The sequence below is a fragment of the Protofrankia sp. CiP1_Cm_nod1 genome (assembly GCF_920888515.1).
GTDB lineage: Bacteria > Actinomycetota > Actinomycetes > Frankiales > Frankiaceae > Protofrankia.
Genome location: NZ_CAKKTM010000157.1, coordinates 1 through 12,529, shown reverse-complemented (window position 1 = coordinate 12,529; position 12,529 = coordinate 1). Strand labels below are relative to the sequence as shown.

The window sequence follows — 12,529 nt, the reverse complement described above, 5'->3', positions numbered from 1 at the left end:
CGACACCGACGACACCGACGCCACCGGCACCACCGGCACCCGCACCGCGGGCGGCCGCGGACGACACCGGCGCGCAGCTGGTCCTGGTGCCGCCCGCGGCCGTCGCGCCGGTCACCCCCGAGCAGGCCGGGCCCGCCGTCCCGATCAGCCCTCAGGCGGCCGCGCGCCTGGCCGACCAGGCGGTGGCCTTCGCCGACGCCCTGGTCGGCATCGACCCGGCCTCCCCCGCCTTCACCACCAAGGTCGCCGCGGTGCACCGGATGGGCGAGAAGGAGATCCGCGCGTCCGCCTCGGTCTCCAACCGGCTGCTGGACAGGCCGGCACGGGCGATGAGCACCGGCGCGCTCGACGCGACCTCGTCGGTGTCGGCCTCCCTGGTGGAGCTGCGCAGGGTGGTCGGCGACCTCGATCCGTCCAGGGCGAACCTGCTGGGCCCGAAAAAACTGCTCGGCGTGATCCCGTTCGGGAACCGGCTGCGGGACTACTTCGCCTCCTACCGGTCGTCACAGGCCCATCTGGACGCGATCCTGCAGGCGCTGCGGAACGGGCAGGAGGAGCTGCGGCGGGACAACGCCGCGATCGAGCAGGAAAAACACAATCTGTGGACCACCATGGGCCAGCTGCGCGAGTACATCCAGCTGGCCGCGAACCTCGACGCCGAACTTGTCACCCGGATCGACCGGATCAGCGCCAGCGACCCGGAACGGGCTCGGACGCTGCGCGAGGACGTCCTGTTCTACGTGCGGCAGAAACACCAGGACCTGCTCACCCAGCTCGCGGTCAGCGCGCAGGGCTACCTCGCGCTGGAGATGGTCCGGCGCAACAACCTCGAACTGATCAAGGGTGTGGACCGGGCGAGCACGACGACCGTCGCGGCGCTGCGCACCGCGGTGATCGTCGCGCAGGCGCTGGCCAACCAGAAGCTGGTGCTCGACCAGATCTCCGCGTTGAACGAGACGACCGAGCGCATCATCGTCGGCACCTCGGAGCTGCTGCGGCAGCAGACCGGCCGGATCCACGAGCAGGCGGCGTCCTCGGCCGTGTCGGTGCAGGCCCTCCAGCAGGCGTTCGCCAACATCTACGCCACGATCGACACGATCGACGGATACCGCAGCGCCGCGCTGGAGAACATGCGGACCACGGTGGAGACCCTGTCCGAGGAGATGGGGAAGGCAGCCGCCTACCTGGACCGGGCCGCCGCGGCCGCTCCCGCCGAGGCCGCTTCGGCCACGGCCGGGGAGCTGGAGATCTCCGGCGGCGGGCGGTGACCCGCCGCCCCCGTTCCCCGCACGCGAGGGCGTCGTCGCGACTCGGAGCACCCTCTGGTCCGGCCACTCGAACCGTCACCTTCAGCCATGGTCCCACGCGCGGCAGACGCGGGCGCTCGCTGCGCACGGCCGTGTTCGGGCTTCTCGCCGCGTGCGCGACCGTGTTCGCCGTGGCCTCCTGCGGCTCCGGCTCCGACCCGCCGCCGGAGCCCGGCCCGGGCAGACCGGGTGTGCTGCGGATACTCGCCGGCTCGGAGGTCGCCGACGTCGAACCGCTGCTGGACGACCTGCGCGCGGCCACCGGGGTCACGGTGCGGCTGACCTACACCGGCACGCTCGACGGCGCCGAGAAGATCATCGGACATTCCTCGGGAGCGGACGCCGCCTGGTTCTCCTCCGACCGCTACCTGCGCCTGCTGCCCGGTGGCGCGACAGCGGCCGTCGCCCGTACCCCGGTCATGGAATCACCGGTGGTCCTCGGCGTCCGGAGCTCGCTCGCCACGAAGTTCGGCTGGACGGGCAACCCGAACGTCACCTGGTCGGACATTGCCGCGAAGGTCGCCTCGGGTGAGCTGACGTACGCCATGACGAACCCGGCGGCGTCCAACTCCGGGTTCAGCGCGCTGGTGGGTGTCGCGGCCGCGCTCGCCGGAACGTCGGACGCGCTGCGGGCCTCCGACATCCGCGGTGACGCGCTGACATCGTTCTTCTCGGGGCAGACGCTCACCGCGGGCAGCTCGGGCTGGCTCGCCGACGCCTTCGCCGCCCGCCCGCAGGACGCCGGCGGTATGATCAACTACGAGTCGGTGCTGCTGTCCCTGCAGCGCTCCGGCCGGCTGCACGAGCCGCTGACCATCGTCTATCCCAGGGACGGCATCATCACCGCCGACTACCCCATGCTCCTGCTCGACCCGGCCCGGCGGGACGAGTACACCCGGGTGGTGAACTGGCTGCGCAGCCCCGCGGCCCAACGGCGGCTACAGACCGACACCAACCGCCGCCCGGCCGTCCCGGGCGTGCCGCTCGACCCGAGGTTTCCCGCGGCCCGCCTGATCGAACTGCCCTTCCCCGCCACCCAGGCGGTCGCCGACGAGCTGCTGGGCTCCTACTTCGACCGTTTCCGCCGGCCGTCACACGCGATCTTCGTACTGGACGGGTCCGGTTCCATGGCCGGCCAGCGCCTGGCCGGCCTGAAGTCCGCGCTGGCGGGGCTCACCGGCGGCGACACCTCGCTCTCCGGCCGGTTCACCCGGTTCCGCGGCCGGGAGAAGATCACTCTGCTGCTCTTCAACAGCTCGGTCGGCAGGCCCCGCGAGTTCGTCGTGACCGACGCGCAGGCGTCCTCACCGGACCTGGCCGCGGTCCGCTCGTACATCGACGGCCTACAGGTGCAAGGAGGAACAGCCATCTACTCCGCGCTCACGGACGCCTACCATCTTGCTTCCAGCTCGATCGTCCGGGATCCCGGATATCTGACGTCGATCGTCCTGATGACGGATGGCGAGAACAACACCGGGCTGTCAGCCGCGCAGTTCCGCGCCGACTACCAGGAGCTCCCCCAGCAGGCCCGGGACGTCCGCACATTCTGCGTCATCTTCGGCGAGGCACGCCCGGACGACCTGCGTTCGATCGCCACCGACACCGGTGGCGCGACGTTCGACGCGCGGGCGTCCTCGCTGGCGGAGGCGTTCAAGGACATCCGTGGCTATCAGTGACCACCGTGGCTCCGGCGCACGCGACCGGGGCATGCGCGACATCACGGGGAGCCAGGCCGCCGGCCGGGAACGGCGGTGACGGTGGTCCGGCTGCCGCGGCCTGACCCACCGCCACCGCCACCGCCGTCGACCAGCGGGCCCCGCGGGAAGGTGCTGGCCTGGCTCGGATCACCGAAGAACATCGCCGGCTGCACCGGCGCGATCGGCGGACTGGGGCTGACCGTCACCGGCGTGGCCGGCTCGCCGGAGTGGCCGTTCGTCGTCACCGCTCTGTATGCGATAGGCGCCCTGGTGGCCCCGGCCGCCCGCCCGGCGGCGCCGGCCGGGGCCCGACCGCGCGTCGCCGAGCTCCGCACGGTCGTCGACGCGCAGTTGCGGATCCTGGCCGCCCATGCGCCGGCCGAGATCACCACGGCCGCGGCGCGGGTTGCCGACGCGCTGCGGGAGGTGCTCGACCGCCCCCACCTGCTGCGTGCCGGCTCCCCCGAGACGTTCGTGATCGTGCGGACCATCGACGACTACCTGCCGACCGCGCTGGAGGTGTATCTCGGCCTGCCGCCCCGGTACGCCGAGACACACCGGCTGGACGACGGGCGTACCCCGCGCCAGGTCGTCGTCGACCAGCTGGGCCTGCTGGAGAAGGGCGTACGGGACGTCACCGAGGCGGCGGCGGCCGGGGACACCGCCAGGCTGCTGTCCCACGGCCGCTTCCTCGCGGACCGGTTCGGCTCGACAGACCTCGACCTGCCAGGCCCGACCGGCCCGACGGGCCCGACGGTGTGATCATCCCGTCGGCACGGCCGCGTCCGGCCTGGCTTCCTGGACAGTTCCCAGGTGGGGAGCCCGGCCGGAGGCGTCAGCAGGGGCCGAGCTTGGCGTTGAGGTAGGAGACCACCTGGTCCATGGCGACGCGTTCCTGCGCCATGGTGTCGCGCTCACGGATGGTGACCGCCTGGTCCTGCAACGAGTCGAAGTCGACCGTGAGGCAGAACGGTGTGCCGATCTCGTCCTGCCGGCGGTAGCGGCGCCCGATCGCGCCGGCATCGTCGAAGTCGACGTTCCAGTGCCGGCGCAGCGCCGCGGCCAGGTCGCGGGCGACCGGCGACAGGTCGGCGTTGCGCGACAGCGGCAGCACCGCGGCCTTCACCGGCGCGAGCCGCCGGTCCAGCCGGAGCACCACCCGGCGGTCCACCCCGCCCTTGGTGTTGGGCGCGGTGTCCTCCGCGTAGGCGTCCAGCAGGAACACCAGGGTGGCGCGGTCCACCCCGGCCGCGGGTTCGATGACATAGGGGGTGTAGCGGGTGCCGGTGGCCTGCTCGAAATAGGTCAGGTCCGCGCCGGACGCCTTCGCGTGCACGGACAGGTCGTAGTCCGTCCGGTTAGCGACGCCTTCCAGCTCGCCCCATTCCAGGCCGGCGAAGTCGAAGCGGTACTCGATGTCGACGGTCCGTTTCGAGTAGTGGGAGAGCTTCTCCTTCGGATGCTCGAAATGACGCAGGTTCTCCGCCCGGACGCCGAGGTCGCGGTACCACTTCGTCCGCTCGTCGATCCAGTACTGGTGCCAGGTCTCGTCCTCGCCCGGCGGGACGAAGAACTCCATCTCCATCTGCTCGAACTCACGGGTCCGGAAGATGAAGTTGCCCGGGGTGATCTCGTTGCGGAACGACTTGCCGATCTGGCCGATCCCGAACGGCGGCTTGCGCCGGGCCGTCGCCTGGACGTTCGCGTAGTTGATGAAAATGCCCTGGGCCGTCTCCGGGCGCAGGTAGGCCAGGCCGGAGGCGTCCTCGACCGGGCCCAGGTAGGTCTTGAGCAGGCCGTTGAACATCCGCGGCTCGGTGAACGTGCCACGGGAGCCGCAGTTCGGGCAGGCGACCTCGCCGAGGGACGTCGGCGGCCGGCCGCGCCTGGCCTCGAACGCCTCCTCCAGATGGTCGGCGCGGAACCGCTTGTGGCAGGACAGGCACTCGGTCAGCGGGTCGACGAAGACCTGCACGTGGCCGCTGGTCTCCCAGACCTCGCGGGCGAGGATCACGCACGAGTCGAGGCCGACGACGTCCTCCCGGCCCTGGACCATGGCCTTCCACCAGGCGCGCTTGACGTTGTTCTTCAGCTCGACCCCGAGCGGACCGTAGTCCCACGAGGCCCGCAGGCCACCGTAGATCTCGCTCGAGGGGAAGACCAACCCCCGGCGCTTGCACAGACTGACGATGGTGTCCATGCGGTCGGATGCACTGGCCACGCGGGCGCTCCCTTCCTCTCTGCCCGGTGTCAACGGTGACATGGGCGGTGGGGTCCTCGACCCGGTCTCCGGCCCGCGCAGAGGATCAGGTGCCGTCGAGGGAGTCGAGCACCCAGCGTACGGGCCAAACGGCGATCATGACCGCGCAGGTGTGGTCTTGCCCGCGGCCGGCCGGTCATCCCGGCGGCCTGTCACCGGGCCCGGCGGTGGCGGCGTCCGACGCCAGGTCGGAGCCACCACGGCGGACGGGGCCGCCGGCGGCCTCATGCGCCAGCAGCACCTCGAACGCGCCCGGCTCGTCGACGGCGTAGGCCATCAGCGGCGTCAGCTCCATCCGGACGTCGAAGGCCCCCAGCGCCCGGCGCCAGGCCCCCACCCCGTCCCATTCGGATGTGATGATCCAGAGCTCCGGGTCGTCCACGGCGCGTCCCAGCCGGGCCGAGCGGTAGCCTCGCGCACCGGCGAGAACGGCCAGCGTCCGCTCCGCGCGCTCACGGAAGGCAGCGGCATCTTCCGCTGGGACCCGTAGCCGGGTGACGACAATCACCGCACGGTTCTATCAGCCCGCCCGCCCCGGCCGGGCTACCGCCGGGGCACACCCGGATCAGGCCCCGGGATCAGGCTCCCCGGATCAGGCCCCGGGATCAGACCCCGGAGGGATGGGCGACGACACCGCCATAGCGGCGGTCCCGCTTGGCGAAGTCCAGGCAGGCCGCCCACAGGTCCCGCCGGTCGAAGTCCGGCCACAGCCGTTCGACGAACACGAACTCCGCGTAGGCCGCCTGCCAGAGCAGGAAGTTGCTCAGCCGCTGCTCCCCGGAGGTGCGGATCAGCAGGTCGACGTCGGGCATCTCCGGCTCGTCGAGATAGCGGGCGAGGGTGTCCTCGTCGATGCGGTCCGGCCGCAGCCGGCCGTCGCGGACGTCCCGGGCGATGGCGGCGGCGGCGTCGGCGAGCTCGGCCCGCCCGCCGTAGTTGACGCACATCACCAGGGTGAGACGGTCGTTCCCGCGGGTGCGTTCCTCGGCCGTCTCCAGCCGCCGGATGACGTTGCTCCACAGCCGGGGACGCCGCCCGGCCCACCGGACCCGGACCCCGAGCGTGTCCATGTCGTCGATACGCCGGCCGAACACCCCGTCGGTGAAACGCATCAGGAACGCGACCTCGTCCGGCGACCGTTTCCAGTTCTCGGTGGAGAAGGCGTACACCGACAGCCAGCGGACGCCGAGTTCGATGGCCCCCTCCACACAGTCGAAGAGGGCGTCCTCACCGGCTTCGTGGCCCTTCGTCCGGGGCAGGCCACGCATTTTCGCCCACCGGCCGTTGCCGTCCATGACGATGGCGACGTGTCGTGGGATCAACGCGGAAGGAATCTCCGGCGGGCATGCGCCGGAAGGATGTGGGTGAGGCGCCCGGAACTGCCCAGCCCCCCCGTTACGCAGATTCACCGGCTCGGCCCCCCTCCTGCTTGTTGACGGCCTTGTGACGGCCTTGTGGCGGCCTTACGGCCTTGTGGCGGCCTTGTGGCGGCCCTGTCAGCCCTGTCAGCCCTGTCGGTGGCCCTGCTGACGGCCCTGTTAGCGGCCCTGTTGGTGGCCCTGCCAGTGGCCCTGTCGACGGTGGCTGCGTCAAGAATGCCCATGGCGTGCTGCCCGGTCCTGTTCACACCCGCTCCAGATGGGGCAATGTACGCAACCCGTATTCGAGATGCCACTGAAGGTATGCGGCAATGCATCCGCCGGCCTCGCGCCGGGTGCGGGTCTCGCTTGCCCCGGCGCGCTCCCAGTCCCCGGTGAGCAGATCGGACAGCAGCGTCACGGCGGCTGGGGACATCGACACCGCTCCATGCGGTCGGCATTCCGGGCACACTACGCCTCCCGCCGGGACGGAGAACGCGTGGTGGGGCCCCGGGTCCCCGCAGTGGGCGCAGTCCGCCAACGCCATCCCGTAACCGGCGATGGTCAGCGCCCGGAGCAGGAACGCGTCCAGGACGAGGGACGGCGCCCGCTCACCCTGGGCGAGCGTGCGCAGGCCACCGACGAGGAGCAGGAACAGCCGCATCGCCGGCTGGCGCTCCTCGCTGGTCAGCCGCTCGGCGGTCTCCAGCATGACCGCCGCCGCGGTGTGCCGGGGATAGTCCGACGCGATCACCGCGCCGTACGGGCTGAGTATGTCGGCCTGGGTGACGGTGTCGAGCGAGCGTCCCTCGTGGAGCTGGAGATCGACGTAGGTGCCCGGCTCCAGCCGCGCGCCGAAACGGGACGACGTGCGGCGCACCCCCTTGGCCACCGCGCGTATCCGCCCGGTCCGCCGGGTCAGAACCGTGATGATGCGGTCGGCTTCGGCCAGCGGCGTCGTCCGCAGGACGACACCTTCATCTCGATAGACCGGCACCTGCCCATGGTTGCACGCATTCCGACAAGGGGGCAGAGCCCGGTCGAGATGATCGCGACACGTGCCGGCCACGGCCAGGCCAAAAGATCGATGCGGGGCCGAACCGCGACGGCCCGGCCTCGAGCGGAGCCGGACACGCCGCCGTCGTCACTTTCCGTATCTATCGCGTTTCCTCCCTCCGCCGTATGCCCGAAACGGCCGAGGAGCGTCCGGATACCGGCGGCACCGGCGCGGGGACGATGATGGACCGGTGCGAATCGTGCGGCGGGCGGCCCGAGCGATCCTGATCGACGACGACGGGTATCTGGTCGTGTTCCACCGGACACCACCCGGCGTGGCGCCCTACTGGTCCACGGTCGGCGGCGGGGTCGACCCCGAGGACGCCTCCGTCGAGGCGGCCCTGCACCGCGAGCTGGCCGAGGAGCTCGGCGCCACCGTCGACCGCGTCCAGCAGGTGTTCCTCACCAGCGAACCAAGGCCGCCGAAGGCGGGCGGCGACCGTGACGGCCGCCGGCCCGGCCTCGTCGTCCAGCACTTCTTCGTCTGCCGGCTGGTCACCATGGATCTCACCGCCCGCACCGGCACGGAGTTCACCAACCCCGCCAAGGGCGGCTACGACATCGAACGCGTCGACCTGCGCGGCGAGGACCTCGCGGGTTTCACGCTGCTGCCGCCGGCCCTCAAGGAATTCATCCTGGCCAACCGAGACGCCCTCCTGGACGCCGCCCTGACCCCGGCCAACGACCCCGCCACGCCCCCTGAACCCCCGGTAGATCCACCACGCGGTAAGCGGCAGATCCACCACGGGACGCCCGGCAGATCCACCACGACCCCCGCGGCAGATCCACCGTGATCTTTACGGCAGATCCACCACGGATCATGCGGCAGATCCACCACGACCCTCACGGCAGATCCACCATCGATCATGGTTGGCGATATCATCGGACGGGATGACGACCACTCCGGATCTCTACCCGCGCCATGCCGTCGACCTGGTCGAGCAGGCGCTCATCGACACGCGCGTCGTAGTGATCAACGGTGCCCGGCAGGTCGGCAAGAGCACACTCGCCCAACTGGTGGCCAGCGCCTCGGCCAACACCAGGATGTACTTCCTCGATGACGCGGCGGTCCGGGATGCCGCCGGAACAGACCCGACAGGATTCGTCCGCCATGACGGCCTGCTGCTGATCGACGAGATCCAGCGGGTGCCCGAACTGCTGCTCGGGATCAAACTCGCGGTCGACCGCGATCCCCGCCCGGGCCAGTTCCTGCTCACCGGCTCGGCTCGGCTGCTGGGCCTGCGCGACCTGCCTGACGCCCTGCCCGGCCGCAGCGAAACGATCGAGCTGTGGCCGTTGTCGCAGGGCGAGATCCACGGAGCCCCCGACAGTTTCATCGACACCGTGTTCAACCAGGGCCCGGACACACCCGCGCCGGAGAGCACCCTGCGCCGCCCGGACTATGTTGCCCGCGCCCTGCGAGGCGGTTATCCGGAGGCGGTACGCCGCACCGACACGCGGCGCCGTGGCCGGTTCTTCGACTCCTATCTGGCAGATCTCATCGCACGCGACATACGCCAGGTATCCGAGATCACGCGCGTCACCGAGCTACGCCGGCTGATCGGCGCGGTCGCGGCGTGCATGGCGGGCCTGGTCGTCCCCCAGCGACTCAGCCGCGATCTCGGCATCCCCGCGTCCACGGTCCGCCGCCATCTGGACGCGCTGGAGCTGATCTATGTTGTACGGAGAATCCCGGCATGGTCCAACAATCTGACCACGCGAGCGGTCGCCACGCCAAAAACAATCATGACCGACTCGGGGCTTGCCGGACACCTGACCGGTATGTCCCTCAAACGAGCGGCGCATCCAACGGCACCCGTCGGTCAACTGCTGGAGAACTTCGTCATCGGCGAGCTCGCGCGCCAACTGACCTGGGCAGAGGAGCCGGTACAACTCTTCCACTACCGTGACCGCGACGGTAATGAGGTGGACGCCGTGCTGGAACGCGCGTCAGGCGAGATCGTCGGCATCGAGGTCAAAGCCTCCGAGACGGTCCGCGCGGACGACTTCCGAGGGCTGCACCAGCTCGCCCGGAAAGCCGGTGACCAGTTCATCGCGGGCTACGTGATGTACACGGGAGCGCAGCCACTCCCGTTCGGCGACCGCATGCACGCCCTACCGATCGAAACGATCTGGACGCTGTGAGACAGGGATCCCGTTGTGTCCATTCACGGGTGGTGACTTGATCAACACCGTGTGGATGTTGGTTTAGATGGTGAGGGCGGGCAGGGCACTGGCCGCTCGCGGAACCGGTATCCAGGGTTTGCCCGCGAGGGCGTGGCGGATGGCGTCGATGGCGGTCAGGCCGTGGTCGCGGGCGGAGACGAGGTAGGCGCGCACGCGGAGGTAGCCCGCCAGGGTGCGGGGGGGTGTGCCAGTAGCCCGAGACGGCCTGGTGGCGTTTCGGGAGGCGGATGGCCTGCTCGGCGGGATTGTTCGTCCAGGGGATCGTGAAGTTGGTGGTGAACAGCCAGACCTGGTCGGCCTTCGTGGCGAGCCGGCGGGCGAGGACCAGACCGGGATGGTTGCGGTCATCGACGCGCCCGGCGCGAGCTGCTGCACCGCCCGCAACGACCTGATCAGATGGGCACAGCACCGCTGCCCCCCGGCGCGGGTGGGGTCGTACTGGTGCCAGCCGGCGTAGTCGTCGCGGGTCAGGTAGCCGGTGAACCCGTCGAGCACCCCGGTGGCGTCGATGGCCTCCGACGAGCGTGAACGGATCGCCGCGTACCAGACCAGCCCGGGTGTCGGCGTGCGCACGACCAGCAGGTGCGGGGTGCCCGACAGGACCGTGCCCGTGACCTCGTCCAGGTCCCTGCGTAGCACGTTGACCGGGGACTCGTCGCCGCACAGCACCGGCTCGGCGCGCAGCGCCGCCTTCATCGCTCCGTCGGACCCGGCCGCTTCCAGGTCGTGAGCGAGTCGTGCGTTCGCGCGGGCGACGAACCCGGCCGAGACCTCCACCCCCAGCAGCGCGCCGATGACCATCGCGGCCCGTTCCACCGGCACGTCGGCCTCCGAGGCCAGCAGCACCGCCGCCGCGTGCAGCCGGGGCCCGTAGGACACCGTGCCCGCCGCCGCGTGCGCCACCCCGGGCACCCCGGCGGTGGTGACCTTCCGACAGCAGCCGCAACGACGCCGCGGCAGCACCCACTCCACCTTCTCCAGCACCGGACCGAGCAGGTCCCAGACCTGCGCCCACGTGTCGGGGAGCACCGTGGCGCCGGTCAGGTCGGCCTCGCACGACGAGCACTCCAACGGCGGGTCCGCCGGTAACGACCGGTCCGGCTCGGCCTCCCGCCGCAGCCCCGCCCCCGGATGGCCCGGCTGCCCACCGGGCTTGCGGTCCTTGGACCGGACCCGCTCCGAGGCCTGGCGCCGCGGCGCCTTCCGCTTCTCTCTGACGCCGATCGGCTCCTTCGACGGCGGGACCGACGAGTTCGTGCTGTCCATCCCGACCCGCCGCCACAACTCGGCGACCTCCAACTCCAGCTCGGTGACTTTCCGCTCTAGCTCCGCGGCCCGCCCACGCCCCTGGTCCCGCTCCGCGCGCACCGCGTCTATCTCCGCCTCATGGCGCGCCGCGGCGTCCTCCACCACCTGCCGCAACCGGCCGTTCACCACCGCGAGCTTCTCGTTACCCGCCTCAGCCTCAGCCAGACCCACCCGCGCCTGCGCCAGCCCGGCAGCCAACTCCTCGATCCGCGCCTCAGCCGCCGCCAGACACGGCTCCCACCACACGGACGGGCCAGTCACAACCCAGATCATCCGCCGCCAGCCCCGACCACCAGACACCAGCGGCGTGTCACACCAACGCAAACACCCAGCTCAGCGGACTACGATCTTGCACCCCTGAATGGACACATCCCGTTCTATCCGACCCAGGTCGCACAACCCATGCCGCAGGGTGGCATTCTCGACTTGTGGGCAACGGGGGCGACGCGGCCGGTAGTGACGACTACGAGTTCGACTTCTTCATCAGCCGCACGAAGGCGGACAGGGGCTGGGCGGAGTGGATCGCCTGGCACCTGGAGGCGACCGAACGGGAACCGGGCCGGCGGTTCCGAGTGCTGCTCCAAGACTGGGACTTCGTCCCGGGCAGGGACTGGACCGACCGTATGGAGGAAGGCATCCGACGGGCCGAACGAGTCCTGCCGGTCCTGTCCCCGGACTATCTCGGCAGCTCGCCCTTCGGTACAGCTGAATGGCGGCCGTTCTGGCGCTCCGATCCACAGGGACACCAGCGCCGGACGATTCCTGTTCGAGTTCGTGAATGCAAACCAGACGGACTGCTCGGATCAATTATCTATATCGACCTCATAGGTCTGAAGAACGAGGACGAGGCCGCGAGCCGCCTGCTATCCGGCATTCAGGCAGCCCTGGGAGGGCGTATCAAGCCGCCGGTCAAACCACCGTGGCCAGGCCATGAAATCGGCCACTTCAGGAGCATCGCGCCCCGCGCGGTGTCGACCCGGCCGGATTTTCCTGGCGCGTCATCCGACACCGACAGGATAGCCGGCGAAACAATCAGTGAATCCACCGTCACCGTGCTGCACCTGTCGGGAATGCGGTTACTCGCCCAGCCCGCAGCCGGCCGGACGCCTGCGACGCTGGTCACCTGGCTGTCCGACGACCTGCGCCGACTGGCTACCGGCGCCGACAGCGGCATCGACGTCGGCGCAGGCGGGCCACGTCCGGATCTCGTCGTCGTCACCGGCGACCTCACCGAGACGGGCACGAAACCCGAGTTCGAGCAGGCATATGACCTGCTGGCCGGGCTGGCCGACGCCCTGGGCCTCGACCACGACCGCTTCGCGATCATCCCAGGCAGTCACGACGTCAGCCGTAAGC

At 70.5% G+C, this 12,529-nt stretch carries 10 protein-coding genes and 1 pseudogene; 6 read left to right on the top strand and 5 right to left on the bottom strand.

Features of this window, described 5'->3' with window-relative positions:
- The 3 genes from NBX02_RS07765 to NBX02_RS07755 form a co-directional block, all read left to right on the top strand.
- Positions 1–1,268, top strand: a 1,268-nt coding sequence (locus tag NBX02_RS07765) for a toxic anion resistance protein (protein ID WP_250290630.1), incomplete at its 5' end; no start/stop codon positions are given.
- A 131-nt stretch (positions 1,269–1,399) separates the two neighbouring features.
- Positions 1,400–2,983, top strand: coding sequence for a substrate-binding domain-containing protein (locus NBX02_RS07760; RefSeq protein WP_250290628.1), 1,584 nt, complete (start codon positions 1,400–1,402; stop codon positions 2,981–2,983).
- A 75-nt stretch (positions 2,984–3,058) separates the two neighbouring features.
- Positions 3,059–3,766: a hypothetical protein gene (locus NBX02_RS07755; protein ID WP_250281165.1), complete on the top strand. Its 708-nt coding sequence runs from the start codon at positions 3,059–3,061 to the stop codon at positions 3,764–3,766.
- 73 nt (positions 3,767–3,839) lie between these two features.
- Here NBX02_RS07755 and NBX02_RS07750 read toward each other — a convergent pair whose 3' ends face one another.
- The 4 genes from NBX02_RS07750 to recO all read right to left on the bottom strand — a co-directional run bounded on the left by NBX02_RS07750 (position 3,840) and on the right by recO (position 7,619).
- Complete coding sequence (locus NBX02_RS07750) at positions 3,840–5,267, bottom strand: glycine--tRNA ligase (RefSeq protein ID WP_445548313.1); 1,428 nt, start codon at positions 5,265–5,267, stop codon at positions 3,840–3,842.
- Between the two features lie 133 nt (positions 5,268–5,400).
- The gene (locus tag NBX02_RS07745; RefSeq protein WP_250290626.1) at positions 5,401–5,772 is read right to left on the bottom strand and encodes an antibiotic biosynthesis monooxygenase family protein; all 372 of its coding nucleotides are present in this window, start codon (positions 5,770–5,772) and stop codon (positions 5,401–5,403) included.
- A gap of 97 nt (positions 5,773–5,869) precedes the next feature.
- Positions 5,870–6,673, bottom strand: coding sequence for an isoprenyl transferase (locus NBX02_RS07740; protein WP_250281210.1), 804 nt, complete (start codon positions 6,671–6,673; stop codon positions 5,870–5,872).
- Positions 6,674–6,887: 214 nt separating this feature from the next.
- Positions 6,888–7,619 (bottom strand): DNA repair protein RecO, encoded by a 732-nt coding sequence (recO, locus tag NBX02_RS07735; RefSeq protein ID WP_250281161.1) that lies wholly within the window; start codon positions 7,617–7,619, stop codon positions 6,888–6,890.
- A 250-nt stretch (positions 7,620–7,869) separates the two neighbouring features.
- Here recO and NBX02_RS07730 point away from each other — a divergent pair, with 250 nt between their 5' ends.
- Positions 7,870–8,472, top strand: a complete 603-nt coding sequence (locus NBX02_RS07730; protein WP_250290624.1) for an NUDIX hydrolase — start codon at positions 7,870–7,872, stop codon at positions 8,470–8,472.
- A 97-nt stretch (positions 8,473–8,569) separates the two neighbouring features.
- Entirely contained in the window at positions 8,570–9,823 is a 1,254-nt protein-coding gene (locus tag NBX02_RS07725; RefSeq protein ID WP_250281157.1) for an ATP-binding protein, read from the top strand.
- A 63-nt stretch (positions 9,824–9,886) separates the two neighbouring features.
- On the opposite strand, the pseudogene NBX02_RS07720 reads toward NBX02_RS07725, so the two are convergent.
- Positions 9,887–11,446, bottom strand: a pseudogene (locus NBX02_RS07720) (IS66 family transposase).
- 155 nt (positions 11,447–11,601) lie between these two features.
- Here NBX02_RS07720 and NBX02_RS07715 point away from each other — a divergent pair.
- Positions 11,602–12,529 (top strand): TIR domain-containing protein (locus NBX02_RS07715; protein ID WP_250290621.1); only part of this gene is annotated, 928 nt, incomplete at its 3' end.

Coding starts and splice junctions, on each gene's coding strand:
- NBX02_RS07725 (WP_250281157.1), top strand. CDS start 8,570: ATGACGACCACTCCGGATCTCTACCCGCGCCATGCCGTCGACCTGGTC.
- NBX02_RS07750 (WP_445548313.1), bottom strand. CDS start 5,267: ATGTCACCGTTGACACCGGGCAGAGAGGAAGGGAGCGCCCGCGTGGCC.